The following is a 17,222-nucleotide window of genomic DNA, read 5'->3' on the forward strand; positions in this document are numbered from 1 at the left end:
GTAACTCGGTCGGAGGCCGTGCTAATGTTCCTCTCGTCGCTCCGGGCGAGTGGCGGAATGGCAGACGCGCACGGTTCAGGTCCGTGTGTCCGAAAGGACGTGGGGGTTCAACTCCCCCCTCGCCCACCATACGACCAAGTCCCACCCACGTGCAGTGGGTGGGACTTGGTCGTTTTGGCGCGTCCTCCGGGTGATCTTCCGCGCTCCCGCCGACCACGTGATCTCAGTCACCCGACCGGCCGCGGCCGTTCGTGGGCCAACGGGGGTGGTCGGTCGTTCTCGCGCGGCGAGCGGTCGGCGATGCGGTCGCGGGTGCGGGTTCGAAGGCCTGCCGGCGGGGTATTCCAGGCGGGGCGGGGACACTCTGAGCACGACTTTCGGGTCGTCCCGCCGACCGGGGTCACCCAGACGGCAGCACCGCCGGACCGAAGTCGTCCGAGGGGCGTTCGACCGGTTACCGACCGCTCGACGCCGTCGATCGCAGGAGCGCCGCCGACCCGGCGGTGGGCGCGTTCCCAACTGGTACGCCTTACCCAGAGCACGAGACGAAACGCGGCGGGCGAACCGCCGTGGTTTGCCGAGGAGGCCCTGGCGTGACCAGCACACCAGCACGGATCGCGGACACCGACGACGCCAGGGCGTTGTCGGCCACCGCGATTCCCGTTCCCGAACTGCCCGGTTCCACCGAGGAGCTGGCCGCCGTGGCGGCGGTCCGACTCGGCTGGCACGGCGTGGTGCTGCCCGAGATGGTGCTGATGGGGCGCAAGGTCACCGTGGTCGCGGAACTGCTCGCCGACGCGCACGCCGAGCGGCTGTGCCTGGGCGCGGCCCCCGAGCCGGACCGCGCGACGGTGTCCACGTGGGTGTGGCCGGAGATGGACGGCCGCGTGCCGCCCACCGCGGTCCGGATCGTCGGCGTGCTGGCCGTCGCCCGCCACTGGCGGACCGCGCTGGCGTCCGCAGTGCCCTTCGCCCGCTTCGGCAACGCCGCCGCCGTGCTGCCCGCCTCGGTCGCGTTCACGCACGACTACCTGGCCAACTGCCTGCCGCGGGTGCGCCGCTACGGCGTCTCGGTGCTGCTGGCCGACGACGAGCGGAACCTGAGCACCGACGTGGCCGGCCGCAACGAGACCGTGCCGGTCGAGGACACCGCCACCACCCGTTGGGTGAACGAGCTGGTCTACGAGCGGGTGCTGGCCACCGCGTCCTGAGCTGCCCGGCGGTCCCCGCTGAACTACCGTCGCGGTATGCGTCTGGTGATCGCGGGTGGGCACGGCAAGATCGCGTTGCTGGTCGAGCGGCTGCTGGCCGCGCGGGGCGACAGCGCCACGGCGCTGGTGCGCAACCCGGACCACTTCGCGGACGTCGCGGATGCGGGCGGGGTGCCCGTGCACTGCGACCTGGAGGCGGCGGACGCGGCCTCGGTCGCCGAGTACCTGGCCGGCGCGGACGCGGCGCTGTTCGCCGCGGGAGCGGGCGCGGGCAGCGGGACGGCGCGCAAGGACACCGTCGACCGGGGCGCCTCGGCCCTGTTCGCCCAGGCCGCCGAACTGGCGGGCGTGCGGCGGTTCGTGCAGGTCAGCAGCACCGGCATCGGCCGGACCACGGGTGACGATGCGTTCGACGCCTACCTGCGCGCCAAGGGCGCGGCCGAGGAGGACCTGCGCGAGCGGGACCTGGACTGGACCGTCCTGAGGCCGGGGCGGCTGACCGACGACGAGCCGACCGGCCGCGTGGAGGTCGTCGAGGCGCCCGCGACGGTGCGGGGTTCCGTACCGCGCGCCGACGTGGCGGCGGTCCTGGTGGCCCTGCTGGACCGGCCGGGGACGGTCCGCCGGACCTACGAGGTCGTCTCCGGCGACACCCCGGTGGACGAGGCGTTCTGACCCGCGCCCTCCCGGATCGGACCCCCCTGGGCCGGACCCCTGCGGGTGACCTCGCCCAGCACGCGGTCGAGGTGGTCGTTGGCGAACTTGCCCTCCGGGTCCACCTCGGCCCGCACCCGGAGGAAGTCGTCGAAGCGCGGGTAGCGGTCGCGCAGGTCGGCCGCGGCGAGGCTGTGCATCTTGCCCCAGTGCGGCCGGCCGCCGACCGCTCCCGCGATCCGCTCGAACGCGTCGAAGTACCTCCTGTGGGGCATCCCGAGGTACTGGTGCACGGCGACGTAGGCGGTGTCGCGGCCGTGCGCGGTGGACAGCCAGACGTCGTCGCCCCGCGCGACCCGCACCTCCACGGGCACGATCACGCCGTGGTCGAGCCGGTCGACGGCGGTCCGCAGCTCGCGCAGCACGTCGTGCAGCGCGGACCGGGGGACGGCGTACTCGGTCTCCACGAACCTGACCCGGCGGGGCGTGGTGAACACGCGGTGGGACACGTCGCGGTAGACGCGCTCGGAGATCAGCGCCCCGCACACCCGGTTGAGCGCCCTGGTGGTGGGCGGCACCGCCCTGGCCAGCCGGCAGACCAGGCCGAACGCGCCGTTCTCCATCACCTCGTACTCGTAGAACCGGCGCAGCGCGGACAGCGGCGCGGCCGGTTCGTCGACCCGGTTGTTGCGCTTGAGGATCACCCGGTCGGAGTGCGGGAACCAGTGGAACTCCACGTGGTCCTCGGTAGCGGTGAGGTGGTCGAACTCCTCCAGCACGGCGTCGAGCCGGCCGGGCGCCTCGCGGGCGTGCAGCACGAACGAGGGCACGCACCGCAGCGTGACGGTGCTGATCACGCCGAGCGCGCCGAGGCCGACGCGGGCGGCCTGGAACAGGTCGGGCCGCTCGGTCGCGGAGCAGCGGGCGACCGAGCCGTCCGCGAGCACCAGTTCCAGCGCCTCGACCTGGGTGGCGAGGCCGCCGAGCGCCGCGCCGGTGCCGTGGGTGCCGGTGGAGATGGCGCCCGCGACGGTCTGCGCGTCGATGTCCCCGAGGTTGGCCATGGCCAGGCCCAGCACGTCCAGCAGGGCGTTGAGCTGCCGCAACGTCGTGCCGGACCGGACCGTCACGAGGGGGCCGTCGACGTCGACGACGCCCGTCCAGGCGTCCAGGTCGATCGCGACGCCGGGTGCGACGGCGATGGGCGTGAACGAGTGCCCGCTGCCGCGCGGTCGCACGGCGGACGCGCCGACGACGGCGGCGACCAGTTCGTCGACGCTCGCCGGGTGCTCCACCCGGTGCGGGTTCGCGGACGCGGTGCGCGCCCAGTTGGTCCACGGGGACCCCATGCCCACCTCCGGTGTGACGCGTTCCACGCACCGTAGGTGAAAAGAATTCACCTTTCAAGTACGGTGAGGACCATGCATCCCCGCACGCGCCTCGACGCCGCGACGAAGGAGTTCGACCCTCCGTTCGCGATCGTCGACCTGGACGCCTTCGACAGCAACGCGGACGACCTCGTCCGGCGCGCCGGCGGGCGGCCGATCCGGGTGGCCAGCAAGTCCGTGCGGGTCCGGGCGCTGCTGGAGCGCGTCCTCGACCGGCCCGGCTACGCGGGCGTCATGTGCTACTCGCTGGCCGAGGCGCTGTGGCTGTCCTCGGCCGACCTGTCCGAGGACCTGCTGGTCGCCTACCCGACCGTCGACCGCGCCGCGCTGCGGGCGCTGGCCGCGGACGGGGTCGCGCGCCGCCGCGTCACGATCGTGGTCGACTCGACCGACCACCTCGACCTGGTGCGCGCGGCGCTGGGGGAGGACCACCCCGAGATCCGGGTGTGCCTGGAGCTGGACGTGTCCTGGCGGCCGCTGCCCGGCCTGCACGTCGGACCGCGCCGCTCACCGGTGCACACCGCGCGCCAGGCCCGCGCCCTCGCCGAGGCGATCACCCGCCGGCCGGGGTTCCGGCTGGTCGGCGTGATGGCCTACGAGGGGCAGGTCGCGGGGCTGGGCGACCAGCCGCCGGGGAAGCCGCTGCGGGGCGCGGTGCTGCGCTGGATGCAGAAGCACTCGGTCGCCGAGCTGGTCGAGCGCCGGAGCGCGGCCGTGCACGCCGTGCGGCAGGTCGCCGAGCTGGAGTTCGTCAACGGCGGCGGCACCGGCAGCCTGGAGGTCACCGGCGCCGACCCGTCCGTCACCGAGCTGGCGGCGGGTTCCGGCCTCGTCGGCCCCACCCTGTTCGACGGCTACCGCGGCTTCCGGCCCCGGCCCGCCGTGCTGTTCGCCCTGCCCGTCGTGCGCCGCCCCGCCCGCGGCGTGGCCACGCTGTTCGCCGGCGGGTACATCGCCTCCGGCACCGCGACCCCCGACCGGCAGCCCAGCCCGTACCTGCCGGCGGGGCTGAAGCTGCTGCCGCTGGAGGGGGCGGGCGAGGTGCAGACGCCCGTCGCGGGGAAGGCCGCCGACGCGCTGCGCCTCGGCGACCGGGTGTGGATGCGGCACGCCAAGGCCGGCGAGGCGGCCGAGCGGTTCACGCACTACCACCTGGTGCGCGGCGACGCGGTCGAGCGGACGGTGCCCACGTACCGGGGCGAGGGCAGGTCGTTCGGGTGAGTCAGCTGGGCAGCCGGGACGACAGGTAGCCGCGCACCATGGTCTTGGCCTCGTCCAGGATCTTCTGGTCGCCCGCGGCGTCGCGGCGGAACGCGAGGTTGAGCACGCCGTCGGCCGCCTCCACCGCGATCGAGATCGGCAGCTGGATCTCGTCGAGCGGGATGTCGAACTTCGTCGAGATCATCTCCGAGATCCGGTCGGAGATGACCGTGTTGTTGTCGCGCCGGTCGTCGAGCAGGCGCAGGTCGACGACGTCGCCGAAGTGCAGCTTGGAGAACGCGGGCACCTCGCGGTGCATCGAGACGTACACGTCGAAGATCGAGTCGACCGCGTCCCACCAGTGCTCCAGCGTCGTGGACGTGAACCGGCCGTCCACCGTCTGGATGAACTTCTCCAGGTTGCGCAGGGTCAGCGCCTGCACCACGGCCCGCTTGTCCGGGAAGAACTGGTAGAGCGACCCGACCGCGACGCCCGCCCGCTCGGCGATGAGCGTGGTGGTGACCCCGTCGTAGCCGACCTCCTCGATGAGCTGGGCGCAGGCTTCGAGCATCCGCTCGACGCGCTTGGCGCTGCGCTGCTGCACCGGCTGGCGGCGCAGTGGGGTCGTACTGGTCACGGTGACTCCTGCGGCGATGGACTGCGGGATTCCATAGTGCCCGGTCCTGGACCTTTCCACTTCACTTCGCGGGGCAACACGCCTACGATCCGAATCACTTTCATGTTCTGGGAGGCGCCCGTGACCCTGCCCGACCACTTCCTCTGGGGCGTCTCGACCTCGGCGTTCCAGATCGAGGGCGCCTTCGCGGCAGCCGGGAGGCAGCCCTCGACGTGGGACGCGTTTCCCGCGTTCGGGGGACACGACGCGTCCGTCGCCTGCGACCACTACCACCGGTACCGCGAGGACGTGGACCTCATGCGGGACCTCGGCGTCGGCGCCTACCGGTTCTCGATCTCGTGGCCGAGGGTCCTCGCCGGCGACCTCGCCTTCTACGACCGCCTCGTCGACGAGCTGCTGTCCGCGGGCATCGCCCCCGTCGCGACGCTGTACCACTGGGACACCCCGCAGGCGGTCGAGGACGACGGCGGCTGGCTCGACCGCGACACCGCGCAGCGCTTCGCCTCGTACGCCGGGGCCGTCGCCGAGCGCCTCGCCGACCGCGTCGCGATGTGGGTGCCGGTCAACGAGCCCGCGATGGTCACCCTCCTGGGCTACGCCACCGGTCAGCACGCGCCCGGCAAGGCCCTGCTCTACGACGCCCTGCCCACCGCCCACCACCTCAACCTCGGACACGGCCTGGCCGTCCAGGCGCTCCGCGCCGCCGGGGCCCGCGCCGTCGGCACCGCCAACAACCACACCCCCGCGTGGCCCGCTTCGGAGGCGGACGCGGACGCCGCCGACGCGTACTCCGACCTGCACAACTGGCTCTACGCCGACCCCGTGCTGGCCGGCCGCTACCCCGACTCCCTGGCCGACCGGCTTCCCGTGCGCGACGGCGACCTCGACGTCATCTCCGCCCCGCTCGACTTCTACGGGGTCAACTACTACAACCCCACCCGGCTGCGCGCGCCCTCCGAGGGCAACCCGCTGCCGTTCGAGCTGGTCGACATCGACGAGTACCCCAGGACCGGGTTCGGCTGGCCCGTCGTGCCCGCCGGCCTCACCGGGATGGTCTCCCTGTTGAGGGATCGCTTCGTCGACATCCCCCCGGTCTACGTGACGGAGAGCGGGTGCAGCTACCCGCACACCCTCCAGGACACCGACCGCATCGCCTACCTGGAGGGCCACGTCGACGCAGCCCTCGCCGCCGGCGTCCGCGGCTACTTCGTGTGGTCGCTGATCGACAACTTCGAGTGGGACTCCGGCTACTCCCAGCGCTTCGGCCTCGTCCACGTCGACCACGAGACCCAGGAGCGCACCCCGCGCGCCTCGTACCACTGGTACCGCGAGCGGATCGCCCGGTGACCGGACCCGTCGAAGCGCTCGCCGAACCGGCCGTCCCCGTACGCCGGTCGTGGATGACGCTGCTGTTCCTGGCCAACCTCGGGTTGTGGCTCGCGATCTACGCGCCCATCCAGGTGCTGCTGCCGCACCAGGCCGAACTGCTCGACGCCGCTGCCAAGGAAGCCGTCTTCGGCCTGGTCATGGGCGTGGGGGCCCTCGCGGCGCTGGTCGCCAACCCGCTCATCGGCCTGTCGTCGGACCGCACCACGTCCCGCTTCGGCAGGCGTCACCCGTGGACCCTCGCCGGCGCTCTCCTCGGCGCGGTCGGCCTGGTCGTCCTCGCCTTCGCCGGGTCCGTCACCACCCTGGTCGTGGGCTGGTGCCTCGTCCAGGCCGGCCTCAACGGCATGCTGGCGTCCCTCACCTCCGCCGTGCCCGACCGCGTGCCCGTGCGGCAGCGAGCCAAGGTCGGCGGCCTGGTCGGCATCTCGCAGATGCTCGGCACCGTGCTGGGCGCCGTCGTCGTCACCCTCCTGGTCACCGGCCTGACCGCCGGCTACCTCGCGTGCGCGCTGGTGGTCGTCCTGGGCGCCCTGGCCTTCGTGCTGACGACACCCGACGCCCGCCTGCCGAAGACCGCCCGTCCCGCCCTGCGCGTCCGCGAGCTGTGGGTCCCACCCCGGAAGCACCCGGACTTCGCCTGGGCCTGGTCCGCGCACTTCATGATCAACCTCGGCAACGCCTTCGGCACCCTCTACCTGCTCTACTTCCTGGGCGACGTCGTCCACCACCCGTCCCCGGAGGACGGCCTGCTGGTCCTGATGCTCCTCTACGGCACGGCCCTGACCGCCGGTGCGGTGTGGATCGGGGCCCGCTCCGACCGCACCGGCCGCCGCCGCCCGTACGTCCTGCTGTCCGCCGCGGTCATGGCCGCCGCCGCCCTGCTCCTGGTCGCGTGGCCCACCTGGACCGCCGCGCTGGTCGCCGCGCCCCTGCTGGGCGTCGGCTTCGGCGGCTACTGGGCCGTGGCGCTGGCACTGCTGACCCAGGTCCTCCCGGCGGCCTCGGACCGGGCCAAGGACCTGGGCGTGCTGAACATCGCCAACTCCCTGCCCCAGGTGGTGGCACCCTTCGTGACCACCGGCATCCTCGCGTCCCCGGGCGGCTACCGGGGGCTCTTCGCCACGTCGGCGGTGGCCACCCTGTGCGCCGCCGCCTGCATCACCAGGGTCCGCTCGGTCCCGTGAAGCCCTCCCGGAGGAGCACGTGAGGCTACGAGGCAAGATCGCGGTCGTGACCGGCGCGTCGCAGGGCATCGGCGCCGCGACCGCGCGCGAACTGGCCGCCCGCGGCGCCGTGGTCGCCCTGGTGGCGAGGAACGCGGACGCCCTGGACGCCCGGGTGGACGCGATCCGCCGGTCGGGGGGCCGAGCCGCCGCGTTCCCCGCGGACCTGTCCGACCCGACCCGGGCGACCGACCTGGCCGACCGCGTCCGGGCCCACCTTGGTGCCGCGGACGTCGTGGTGAACAACGCCGGCGCCGGCCGCTGGCTGTTCCTGGACGAGACCCCGGTCGACGAGCTGACCGGCATGATCGCCCTCCCGTTCACCGCGGCGCTGCACGTGACCAGGGCGTTCCTGCCGGGCCTGAGGGCGAAGCCGGAAGCGGCCGTGGTCGTGGTGAACTCCCCGGTCTCCCGCCTGCCGATCCCGGGCGCCACCGCCTACGCGGCGTCCCGCTACGCCCTGAGGGGTTTGACGGAAGCGCTGCGCCTGGACCTCGGGGGGACGGGCGTGCGCGTGACCGAGGTGATCCCGGGCAAGGTGAGCAGCGACTACTTCGCCAACAACCCGGGGGCCGAGGAGCGCATCCCCGCGATCGCCCGCCTGATCCCCACCGCGACCCCGGAGCAGGTGGCGACGAGGATCGGGGAAGCGCTGGCGCGGGACCGCCGGACGGTCGTCTTCCCGTGGCAGCTGAAGGCCTTCGACCTGCTGGGGCGGGTGGCGCCCGCGATGACCGGCTACCTCACCTGGCGGACCGGGACGCATCGCTGACCCGGCGCGAACCGGCACCCGCCCCGCCGGCCCGGCGCCGGTTCGCGGGGGTGTCGCCGACCGCCCGCCGATCGTGGCAGGTCGTCCACCGCATCGATCCGGAAGGGCGACGGGACTCCGTGCCCGGCAGGTGATCGGCGCGACTGGTCGGCGAGCGGCACGCCCCCGCGCGAGGTCCCGGCGCGCGCTCGACCCGCGCAGACGTGGAGACGGCCCCGGTGTCCGCGCGGGAGGGGCGGACACCGGGGCCGACGTGGTGCCCGCGGACCGGTGCCGGTCGGGGAGGGAAGGTGCGCACAACACCGGCCCGCGGATGTCAGGTGTGTTCAGTTGTGGTCCGGCCGGCCGGCGGTCCGTTCGTCGCGGTCGGGGGTTCGCACGTCCCGGACCGCCGGCCAGTAGGCGGGTGCTCGACCTGGTCGCGTCGGGGGAACGACAGGTCGGAACCGCCCGTCAGTGGGCTCGGGCAACAACTCCCCGGCGCGACCGGGTGACAGGAGGGGTCACCGGCGCCGATCGGAGGTGCCGAGCCGGGCGCGGGGCCAAACCGCCCGCGACCAGGTGTTCGTACGCGGCGCGCCACACCGAGCACGGGCTCTTCTGCTGCCGCCACCGTCCGGAGCACTCGGGGCAGTTGCCCTTCTCGTCCGGTTCGTGCGCGGCGAGCAGCGCCCGCCAACCCTCGGTCAACCGAGGCAGCTCGGAACGTGCCACCGACAGGAGGGACGGGGCGTCGGCTTCGTCGGCCAGCTCGGTGAGCAGGTCCAGCCGTTCCCACACCGCGTTGCGAAGAACTTGTCCGAGGATCTCGTCCACCGAAACGTCACCGTCACCTTTCCGCCTGCTCGGCGGCTTCACGTAGCGCGGCCCTGAGCTGTACGAGTTGGTCGGCCGAGAGGACCGCCGTCTCACCCGGAGGACCGACCAGGACCACGCGGCCCCGGTCGACCATCACGGTGAGGCAGCGCTCCCGGTCGACCACGTCGCTGCAACGAATCCGCCACCAGCGACGCTGCCCGGTCGTGCCGCGCCATCCGGGGTCGAGGTCGGTCGACCCCTGGACGGACACCGGAGCCGGTACGGCGGAACCCGCGACGACCGCGCCACCACCGGTGGCCACCGTCCGCTCGATCAGGTCCACTGCCGTGTCCTCTCCGTGCTCACTCGCTTACCGGAACCCAGATTGCGATGATTCATGCCGGATCGGGGCGTCACAGCGTTGGCCGGTACGCGTCCTACGGTAAGCGGTCAACGGAGTTCGGCAGGGCCGATCAGCCCTGCCGATCGGTACTTCTCGCAGTCGGGGGAGTGCCCCTACTCTGCCGTTGACGCCCAAGGGACTGTGAGGGGGCGCAATTGAACACCATCGGTTCGCAAAGCTCTCCTGTTACACCAGACGTCTGGGACCAACAGGAGATGCGGGACGCGCTGGCGCGTCGCGAGATCAGCGCGGTGTACCGGCTGCTGCGACGGCACGGCGTGTCGCAGCGCCAGATAGCGGCGCTGACGGGCCAGTCGCAGTCCGAAGTGTCGGAGATCCTCAAGGGACGCCAGGTCATGGCCTACGACGTCCTCGCGCGGATCGCCGCCGGCTTGGGTGTCCCCAGGGGATACATGGGCCTCGCCTACGACGAGGCCACGGCAGTGAGGGTGGCCGCCACATCGGAGGCGCCCCATTCTGAGGAGGACGAGTCGGTGAAGCGAAGGAAGTTCCTCGCGCACGCCGCCGCCATCACCGTCGGCGCGGCCGTGTTCGGCACGGACTCCGGGTCTTGGGCCTCGTCGCCCGCGCAGACTCCGGCTCCCGGCCGCATCGGCATGACCGACGTCCGCCAGGTCGAGGCCGCCACGCGCGCCCTGCGCACGCTGGACTACCAGTACGGCGGCGGCTCGTGCCGCGACGCCGTCGTCGCGCAGCTGTCGTGGGGGCAGCAGATGCTCGGCGCCAACGCCACCGACCTGGTCAAGGAGCGCCTCTACGTCGCGCTCGCGGACCTGCACAACCTCGCCGGCTGGACCTCGTTCGACACCGGCCTGTACGACTCCGCGCGCAACCACTTCGGCCAGGCGCTCGGCCTCGCGAAGCAGGGGCGCAAGGAGGAGCTGGTCGCGAACATCCTGTACCGGATGGGCCGCGTCTACCTGCACCAGGACGCGCCGGACGACGCGCTGAAGGTGTTCCAGCTCGGCCAGCTGGCCGCGCAGAACTCCGGTTCGGCGCTGGCGGTCGGCATCCTGTGCGCCAACGAGGCGTGGGCCTACGCGAAGATGGGCTCCGACACCCAGGCGCTGAAGCTGCTCGGCCGGGCGCGCGACGAGTTCGCCCGCGCGAACGTCGGCGAGGCGCCCGCGTGGGCGAAGTTCTTCGACGCGAACGACCTGTCCGCCATGATCGGCACGGTGCACACCGAACTGGCGCAGACGGTGGACGTCAAGTACACCCGCACCGCGGTGCCCGCCCTCACCAAGGCGATCAACGGGTTCGGCGAGGAGATGAGCCGCAGCCGCTCGTTCAACCTCACCTCCCTGTCGATCAACCACCTGCTGGACGGCGACATCGACCACGGCGCGCGCATGGGTCGCCAGGCGATCGAGCTGTCCGAGGGCCTCAAGTCGGTCCGCACGAAGGACCGGATGATCCCGCTCCAGAAGGAGGCGGAGAAGCGCCGCAACAACCCCGACGCACGTGAGCTGGCCGAACGGGTCGCGAAGTTCACCGGCTCCGACAGCGCCGCTTGATCACCGGGGGCCTCCTGGACGGCCGGTTCACGCCCGACGCGCTGACCGGCGTGCTGGAGCGGTTGTGCGCGCGGCTCGGCCTGGACGGCCGGGGCGCGCGGCTCGTGAAGTTCACCAGCAACGCCGTGTTCGACCTCCCGGCCGACCGCGTCGTGGTCCGGATCGTCGGCTCGATGACGCTCCGCCACCGGGCGCACAACGTCGTCCGGGTCGCGCGGTGGCTCGCCGCGCACGACGTGCCCGCCGTGCGGCTCGTGGAGGACTTCCCGCAGCCCCTGGCCGTCGGGGAGCACCTGGCCACGGTGTGGCACGCGGTGCCGTCGGGCGGGCGTCCGGTCGACGGCCGCGACCTGGGCCGGGTGCTGCGGCAGGTGCACGCGCTGCCCGCGCCGGACTTCGACCTCCCGCGCTGGTCGCCGCTGGACGACGTGCGGCGGCGGATCGCGGACGCCGAGGAGCTGTCCGACCCCGACCGCCGGTTCCTGGAGGCCCGGATCGAGGACCTGGAGGACCGCCTGGCCGGGCTGCGCACCGCGTTGCCGCAGGGGGTCGTGCACGGCGACGCGCACCTCGGGAACCTGATCCCCAGCCCGTCGGGTCCGGTGATCTGCGACTTCGACTCCACCAGCGCCGGTCCCCGCGAGTGGGACCTGAGCACGCTGCCGGTGGGCGTCGCCCGGTTCGGGCACCCCGCCCGCTGGTACCGCCAACTGGTGCGCGAGTACGGCTTCGACGTGGTGGGCTGGGCCGGTTTCCCGGTGCTGCGGGAGGTCAGGGAGTTGAAGCTGACCACGAGCGTGCTGCCGATCATCCGCAGCCACCCCGACGTCGGTGCGGAACTGCGCCGCCGGCTCAACGCCCTGCGCGCCGGCGACACCACCACGCCGTGGACCCCCTACCGCTGAACGCGGCCCCGTGGGAGAACGAACCGGTAACGCTCGCCCCGCGTTCCGCGAATGACGCATCGACGGGGACGCGCGTGACGGGGTCGCGAGGTGCAAGGTGGTCGGAAAGCTGATCGGTGCGAAGCGCAGGCGAGCGAAGCGGGCCCTCCGGTCCGCGCGGATGCTCGACGAGGTCGTCGACACCCAGCTGCCGCTGCTGGCGTCGTTCGACGAGCAGCGCCGCCGCCGGTCGGCCGACTACCTGGCCGAACTGGTGAAGCTCGCCCAGGACTACCGCTACTACGCCAACGGCTGGATCGACGCGCGCGAGCTGGAGCGCCGGGGCAGGTCGGCCATGTCGGTGCTGACCCGGCTGCGCGAGGACCCGTCGAACCACGCGGTCAACGACTAGGGGCCGGCGCCTCCGGTCGACGAGCGCCTCGGACTAGGCCACCGGGGCGCGCGACAGGACGACGGCCAGGCCGAAAGCCACCCCCATGACGGCCAGTTCCACCGCCGCCCACGCCACCAGCGCGGTGGTCCTGTGCTGCGCGATGTGCGGCAACAGCCGCCACCGGATGTTGGCCCCCAGCAGACCCAGTGCCACCGCGCACACCGCCTTGCCGACCAGCACCAGCCCGTACGACGTCGTGAACAACGACCCCGGCAGGCCGATCACCGGGTTGAGCGCCAGTTCCAGCACCCCGTTGAACAACCCCGTCACCGTGACCAGCGCCAGCGCCACCGTCGCCAGCTTCGAGAACTTCGGCAGCGCCTCGGCCAGCAACCCCCGCCGGTGCGCGACCAGCACCACCAGCGCGGCCAACCCGCCGGTCCACGCCGCCGCGCCCAGCACGTGCAGCTCCATCGAGATCATGGAGTAGTCGTGGTACTTCCAGTTCGACGCGTGGCCGGTCACCGGGAGCGGGAGCAGGCCGAACATCGAGATCAGGATGCGCAGCTCGGCGGGCACGGACTCGCCGCGCCGCACCGCCATGACGCCGACGAGCACGTAGACCAGGGCGCACGCGGCGCTGAACAGCAGCCCCTGCCCGGCACCGACCCGCTGCACGTAGTCCACGACCATCGGCATGGTCAGGTCGGCGTCCGGCCTGGTCTCGTACGCCCTGATCACGATGGACAGCAGCGCCGTGAACGCCCACACCGCCGCCGCCACGACGGCGGCCGGCCGGGCCACCCGGAGGACCGGTTCGGTCATCGCGGGACGGGTGAAGCCCAGCAGCTTCGGCAGCAGGGACAGGCCGACGACCAGCGTCGCGGCCAGGTCCAGCAGGGTGCGGACGAGCGGGTGCCCGACCCGGACCACCATCCCCGGCTCGGCCACGCCGACCACCTCGGGGGTGGTGGACAGGCCGAGACCCAGCAGGACGCCGACGGCTCCGCCCGCGAGCAGGCCGCCGGCGACCCAGTACCGGTTCGCGGTGGTGGTGGTCCGGCTCGAGGTCATCGCCCGGGGCCCTCCTTGGCGGGGGAGCCGCCGCGCAGCGCGAGGAACACGCCGCCGCCCAGCAGCACGACGGCCGCCGCGATCCACACCCAGATCGGCACGCCGCCGCCGTCCTGGGCCGCCGCCGAACCGGCGGTGCCCGAGGACTCGGCGGGCGCGGGGGTGCCGTCGCCCGCCGAGGTGGTGGTGAACTTCAGCGAGCCGGTCACCGGGTGGCCGTCCGCCGACAGGATGCGGTAGCCGACCGCGTACTCGGCGGCCGGCCCCAGCGGGCGCACCGGGAAGGTGACGCTGTTGTTCTTGACCGTCGGCTCGCCCTCCGCCTCCCAGCGCGTGCCCTCCGGGCCGGTCACGGTGATGGTGTTGAACTTCTCCCCGGCCTGCACGGGCTGGTCGAAGGTCAGCGTGATCGCCGCCGGGCCGGACTCCAGCCGCGCCCCGTCCGCCGGGTCGCTGCTGATCAGCACGTTGTGCGCGAACGCGGTGCCGGCCGTGCCGAGCACGACGGCGCCCGCGACCAGGCCGGCCAGCAGCAGCGAGACGACGCGCCTCATGCCGTCGGCTTGCCCGCTCGGCGGGACCGCAGCACGGCGCCCGCACCGAACCCGAGGCCGAGCGCGCCGACCGCGAGCCCGGCGCCGCCCAGCCAGCGGGCGGTGTCGTCGGTCGCCGAGGCGGCCGACGCGTCGTGCGAGTCGGTCTCCGCGGTGGCCGTGGCGGTGGGGGAGCCGTGGGCGTCGCCGTCGCCCTCCACCAGGTTCAGCACGGGTGCGGGCCGCTCCGGCTCGTCACCGCCCTCGGCGGGCGGCGGGGCGTTCCAGTCGACGACCTCGCCGCTCTCGTAGGTCTGCTTGGTGGGCAGCACCAACTGCCCGGTGTTGTCCGGCAGCGGGCCGATGGACAGGTCGAACTCGTTGAACTCGCCGGGCCCGATGCGGGAGCCCGGGTCCGCGGTCCACGTCACGGTGCGGACGGCCTCGGTCACCTCGCGGCCGTGGCTGGTGACCGGGGTGGCCAGCTTCTCCTTGACCGCCACGGCCTTCCAGCCGGGGACGGGCTTGGTGCTGACCGACGCCAGCGGGTACTCGGCGGGCAGGGTCAGCTCCAGCTTGATCGTGCCGGAGTCGGGGCGCTCGTTCGGCACCCGCAGCGTCACCTTGGTGTAGCCGCCCTGCTTGGCGGGGGCGGGCGTGGACGCGGTGACGTGCGCGGACGCCAGGCCGGCCGTGCCGAGCACGAGGAAACCGGCGGCGGTGAGCACGGCGCCGCCGCGGGCGAGCGCGCGCACGCCGGATCGCTTCATGGACATGGGGGTGTCGCTCCTGAGGACCAGGGGGTTTAGGGGACTCGGGTGATCAGGACCGCGGGAGGCCCCCTGCGCCCGTTCACGCGCCGCAGCAGCACGCCGACCAGCCGGTGCGGGGTCGGCGCCGGCACGGCGACGGGCGCCGTCCCCACCGGCGGGAGCGTGCCGGGGAACCGGGGCACGAGCCGCCGCGCGACCGCCACCAGCGCGTCCAGCGCCGCGTCCGCCCTGGCCAGCAGCAGGCCGGTGAGGAGCGCGGCGACGGCGTGCGCGGCGGTCATGGTGGTCTGGTCGACGCCGAGCCCGGGTCCGTCGGCGGTGCGGTGACCGAGGCCGAGCAGCAGGTGCTGCCCCACCTGGGCGACGCCGAGGGTGGCCAGCACCGTCCACGGCCGGCGGCCCCGTTCGGCGAGCGCCGTGCCCGCGAACGCCACGAGCAGCGTCAGCGGCAGGGCCGGCGCGAACTCGGTGACCCGCCCGCCCGCGGCACCGTGCGCGGTCACGGTGAGCGCCGCGGAGGTGACGGCCAGCAGCGCCGCCCGCGCGAAGCGGGTCGGGGCGGGCCGTCTGGTCACAGCCAGAGCCTAGGAGGTGTGGTCGCGCCGGCGGGAGCCCCGTCCGTGCGGTCGCGTTTGGACTGGTCCGAAAGGGGGAACGGGATTACCCGTGACGACTGATCCCAAACCTGTCGGGCAGCCCTCGCCCGGTGATCCGAAGGCCGACCGCCCGGGGCGCACGGACCACGTCGTGTTCGGCGTGGCCGCCGTCGTGACGCTCGGGTTCGTCGCCTGGGGGGTGTTCGCCACGTCGTCCCTCGGCGCGGCGGCCAAAGCCGCCCTGAGCTGGGTCATCGGCAACCTCGGCTGGGCGTTCGTGCTGTGCGCGTCGGGGTTCGTGCTGTTCGCGCTGTGGCTCGCGGTGAGCCGCTACGGGCGCATCCCGCTCGGCCGTGACGACGAGCGGCCGGAGTTCCGCACCATCTCCTGGGTGGCGATGATGTTCTCCGCGGGCATGGGCATCGGCCTCATGTTCTACGGGGTGAACGAGCCGCTGTCCCACTTCGTGGAGCCGCCGCCGGGCACGGTCGGCGGGGGCACGGACGAGGCGGTGCAGACCGCGATGGCCACCACCCTGTTCCACTGGACGCTGCACCCGTGGGCGATCTACGCCGTCGTCGGCCTGGCCATCGCCTACGGCAGCTTCCGGCGCGGCCGCAGCCAGCTGATCAGCTCCGCGTTCGCCCCGCTCATCGGGCAGCGCCGGGCGAGCGGCGCGGCCGGGCGGGCCATCGACGTGCTGGCGATCTTCGCGACGTTGTTCGGCTCGGCCGCGTCCCTCGGGCTCGGCGCGCTCCAGATCGGCAGCGGTCTGGAGGTCGCGGGCTGGCTGGGCGACGTCGGCAACGGCGTGCTCGTCGGCGTCATCGCGGTGCTGACCGCGGCGTTCGTGGTCTCGGCGGTGTCCGGCGTGGCCAAGGGCATCCAGTGGCTGTCGAACACCAACATGGTGCTGGCCGTGGTGCTCGCGGCGTTCGTGTTCGTCGTCGGCCCCACCGTGTTCGTGCTGAACCTGCTGCCCGTCGCGATCGGCGACTACTTCCGCGACCTGGCCGACATGGCGGGCCGCACGGCGGCGTCCGGCGGCGACGCGACCGAGACGTGGCTGTCCGGCTGGACGATCTTCTACTGGGCGTGGTGGATCTCGTGGACGCCGTTCGTCGGCATGTTCATCGCCCGCATCAGCCGGGGTCGCACGATCCGGCAGTTCGTGGCGGGCGTCATCGGCGTGCCCAGCACGGTGAGCCTCGTCTGGTTCTGCGTGTTCGGCGGCACGGCGATCTCCGTGCAGCGGTCGGGCACCGACCTCGCCGGCACGGCCACCCCGGAGGGGCAGCTGTTCGCCCTGCTCGACGGGTTCCCGCTGGCCGGCGTCGCCGGTGTCGTGGTGATGGTGCTGGTCGCGATCTTCTTCGTGTCGGGGGCGGACGCCGCGTCGGTCGTCATGGGCACCCTGTCGCAGCGCGGCTCGATCCGCCCCGCGAAGGGCGTCGTCGTCTTCTGGGGCGTGCTGACGGGCGCGGTCGCGGCGGTGATGCTGCTGGTCGGCGGCTCGAACGGGCTGACCGGCCTGCAGAACCTGACGGTCATCGCCGCCCTGCCGTTCATGCTGGTGATGATCGGCCTGTGCGCGTCGCTGGCCAAGGACCTGCGCAGCGACCCCCTCATCCGGCGCGAGGAGCGCGTGGCCGAGGTGATGGAGGTCGTCACCGACCACGCCGACCGGCTGGGACCCGAGGAGACCGCCTACCGGACCGTCGAACGCCTCACCCGGAAGGGGACCTGACGCACCGC

At 73.2% G+C, this 17,222-nt stretch carries 18 protein-coding genes and 1 tRNA gene; 11 read left to right on the plus strand and 8 right to left on the minus strand.

Annotated features, from left to right (window positions below; genetic code table 11):
* Positions 1–43 precede the first annotated feature (43 nt).
* The 3 genes from CKY47_RS03700 (at position 44) to CKY47_RS03710 (ending at position 1,886) form a co-directional block, all read left to right on the plus strand.
* A tRNA-Leu gene (locus CKY47_RS03700) sits at positions 44–129 on the plus strand.
* Between the two features lie 464 nt (positions 130–593).
* On the plus strand, positions 594–1,211 hold the full coding sequence (locus CKY47_RS03705) for a hypothetical protein (protein WP_306744160.1): 618 nt from the start codon (positions 594–596) through the stop codon (positions 1,209–1,211).
* A 36-nt stretch (positions 1,212–1,247) separates the two neighbouring features.
* Complete coding sequence (locus CKY47_RS03710; RefSeq protein ID WP_306744161.1) at positions 1,248–1,886, plus strand: NAD(P)H-binding protein; 639 nt, start codon at positions 1,248–1,250, stop codon at positions 1,884–1,886.
* Here the strand turns inward: CKY47_RS03710 and CKY47_RS03715 are convergent.
* Positions 1,841–3,214, minus strand: a complete 1,374-nt coding sequence (locus CKY47_RS03715; RefSeq protein ID WP_306744539.1) for a D-arabinono-1,4-lactone oxidase — start codon at positions 3,212–3,214, stop codon at positions 1,841–1,843. The genes CKY47_RS03710 and CKY47_RS03715 overlap by 46 nt on opposite strands.
* Before the next feature lie 72 nt (positions 3,215–3,286).
* Here CKY47_RS03715 and CKY47_RS03720 point away from each other — a divergent pair, with 72 nt between their 5' ends.
* The gene (locus tag CKY47_RS03720; protein WP_306744162.1) at positions 3,287–4,474 is read left to right on the plus strand and encodes an amino acid deaminase/aldolase; all 1,188 of its coding nucleotides are present in this window, start codon (positions 3,287–3,289) and stop codon (positions 4,472–4,474) included.
* 1 nt (position 4,475) lies between these two features.
* On the opposite strand, the gene CKY47_RS03725 is transcribed toward CKY47_RS03720, so the two are convergent.
* Entirely contained in the window at positions 4,476–5,090 is a 615-nt protein-coding gene (locus CKY47_RS03725) for a TetR/AcrR family transcriptional regulator (RefSeq protein WP_306744163.1), read from the minus strand.
* Between the two features lie 102 nt (positions 5,091–5,192).
* Between CKY47_RS03725 and CKY47_RS03730 the strand changes: the two genes are divergently transcribed.
* Genes CKY47_RS03730 through CKY47_RS03740 form a run of 3 tightly spaced genes read left to right on the plus strand, consistent with a single transcriptional unit; the run spans position 5,193 to position 8,474 of the window.
* Positions 5,193–6,437 carry a glycoside hydrolase family 1 protein gene (locus tag CKY47_RS03730; protein ID WP_306744164.1) on the plus strand — a complete coding sequence of 415 codons (1,245 nt, stop codon included), beginning with the start codon at positions 5,193–5,195 and terminating at the stop codon, positions 6,435–6,437.
* 53 nt (positions 6,438–6,490) lie between these two features.
* Complete coding sequence (locus tag CKY47_RS03735; protein ID WP_306744540.1) at positions 6,491–7,663, plus strand: MFS transporter; 1,173 nt, start codon at positions 6,491–6,493, stop codon at positions 7,661–7,663.
* 19 nt (positions 7,664–7,682) lie between these two features.
* A complete protein-coding gene (locus CKY47_RS03740) occupies positions 7,683–8,474 on the plus strand; it encodes an SDR family NAD(P)-dependent oxidoreductase (protein ID WP_306744165.1) in 792 nt (263 codons plus the stop codon).
* Between the two features lie 453 nt (positions 8,475–8,927).
* Here the strand turns inward: CKY47_RS03740 and CKY47_RS03745 are convergent, their stop codons facing one another.
* Both CKY47_RS03745 and CKY47_RS03750 read right to left on the minus strand, forming a co-directional pair.
* A complete protein-coding gene (locus tag CKY47_RS03745; protein WP_306744166.1) occupies positions 8,928–9,290 on the minus strand; it encodes a hypothetical protein in 363 nt (120 codons plus the stop codon).
* 13 nt (positions 9,291–9,303) lie between these two features.
* Positions 9,304–9,615: a hypothetical protein gene (locus CKY47_RS03750; RefSeq protein WP_306744167.1), complete on the minus strand. Its 312-nt coding sequence runs from the start codon at positions 9,613–9,615 to the stop codon at positions 9,304–9,306.
* A 275-nt stretch (positions 9,616–9,890) separates the two neighbouring features.
* On the opposite strand from CKY47_RS03750, the gene CKY47_RS03755 reads away from it, so the two are divergent.
* From CKY47_RS03755 to CKY47_RS03765, 3 genes are all read left to right on the plus strand, one after another.
* Complete coding sequence (locus tag CKY47_RS03755; protein ID WP_306744168.1) at positions 9,891–11,213, plus strand: helix-turn-helix domain-containing protein; 1,323 nt, start codon at positions 9,891–9,893, stop codon at positions 11,211–11,213.
* Between the two features lie 14 nt (positions 11,214–11,227).
* Positions 11,228–12,118: an aminoglycoside phosphotransferase family protein gene (locus CKY47_RS03760; protein ID WP_306744541.1), complete on the plus strand. Its 891-nt coding sequence runs from the start codon at positions 11,228–11,230 to the stop codon at positions 12,116–12,118.
* A 97-nt stretch (positions 12,119–12,215) separates the two neighbouring features.
* Complete coding sequence (locus CKY47_RS03765; protein ID WP_306744169.1) at positions 12,216–12,509, plus strand: hypothetical protein; 294 nt, start codon at positions 12,216–12,218, stop codon at positions 12,507–12,509.
* Positions 12,510–12,542: 33 nt separating this feature from the next.
* Here the strand turns inward: CKY47_RS03765 and CKY47_RS03770 are convergent, their stop codons facing one another.
* The 4 genes from CKY47_RS03770 to CKY47_RS03785 are packed head-to-tail and all read right to left on the minus strand — an operon-like array spanning position 12,543 to position 15,446.
* Positions 12,543–13,565, minus strand: a complete 1,023-nt coding sequence (locus CKY47_RS03770) for a CopD family protein (RefSeq protein ID WP_306744170.1) — start codon at positions 13,563–13,565, stop codon at positions 12,543–12,545.
* Positions 13,562–14,119, minus strand: coding sequence for a copper resistance CopC family protein (locus CKY47_RS03775; RefSeq protein WP_306744171.1), 558 nt, complete (start codon positions 14,117–14,119; stop codon positions 13,562–13,564). Before CKY47_RS03775 ends, CKY47_RS03770 begins: the two co-directional genes overlap by 4 nt.
* The gene (locus tag CKY47_RS03780; protein WP_306744172.1) at positions 14,116–14,874 is read right to left on the minus strand and encodes a YcnI family copper-binding membrane protein; all 759 of its coding nucleotides are present in this window, start codon (positions 14,872–14,874) and stop codon (positions 14,116–14,118) included. The genes CKY47_RS03775 and CKY47_RS03780 overlap by 4 nt, the downstream gene beginning before the upstream one ends.
* Before the next feature lie 29 nt (positions 14,875–14,903).
* A complete protein-coding gene (locus CKY47_RS03785; protein WP_306744173.1) occupies positions 14,904–15,446 on the minus strand; it encodes a hypothetical protein in 543 nt (180 codons plus the stop codon).
* A 91-nt stretch (positions 15,447–15,537) separates the two neighbouring features.
* Here CKY47_RS03785 and CKY47_RS03790 point away from each other — a divergent pair, with 91 nt between their 5' ends.
* A complete protein-coding gene (locus tag CKY47_RS03790; protein WP_306744174.1) occupies positions 15,538–17,214 on the plus strand; it encodes a BCCT family transporter in 1,677 nt (558 codons plus the stop codon).
* Positions 17,215–17,222: the final 8 nt, after the last annotated feature.

It is taken from the genome of Saccharothrix longispora, assembly GCF_030852425.1.
GTDB lineage: Bacteria > Actinomycetota > Actinomycetes > Mycobacteriales > Pseudonocardiaceae > Actinosynnema > Actinosynnema longispora.

Coding starts and splice junctions, on each gene's coding strand:
- CKY47_RS03710 (WP_306744161.1), top strand. CDS start 1,248: ATGCGTCTGGTGATCGCGGGTGGGCACGGCAAGATCGCGTTGCTGGTC.
- CKY47_RS03715 (WP_306744539.1), bottom strand. CDS start 3,214: ATGGGGTCCCCGTGGACCAACTGGGCGCGCACCGCGTCCGCGAACCCG.
- CKY47_RS03720 (WP_306744162.1), top strand. CDS start 3,287: ATGCATCCCCGCACGCGCCTCGACGCCGCGACGAAGGAGTTCGACCCT.
- CKY47_RS03730 (WP_306744164.1), top strand. CDS start 5,193: ATGTTCTGGGAGGCGCCCGTGACCCTGCCCGACCACTTCCTCTGGGGC.
- CKY47_RS03735 (WP_306744540.1), top strand. CDS start 6,491: ATGACGCTGCTGTTCCTGGCCAACCTCGGGTTGTGGCTCGCGATCTAC.
- CKY47_RS03755 (WP_306744168.1), top strand. CDS start 9,891: ATGCGGGACGCGCTGGCGCGTCGCGAGATCAGCGCGGTGTACCGGCTG.
- CKY47_RS03770 (WP_306744170.1), bottom strand. CDS start 13,565: ATGACCTCGAGCCGGACCACCACCACCGCGAACCGGTACTGGGTCGCC.
- CKY47_RS03775 (WP_306744171.1), bottom strand. CDS start 14,119: ATGAGGCGCGTCGTCTCGCTGCTGCTGGCCGGCCTGGTCGCGGGCGCC.
- CKY47_RS03780 (WP_306744172.1), bottom strand. CDS start 14,874: ATGTCCATGAAGCGATCCGGCGTGCGCGCGCTCGCCCGCGGCGGCGCC.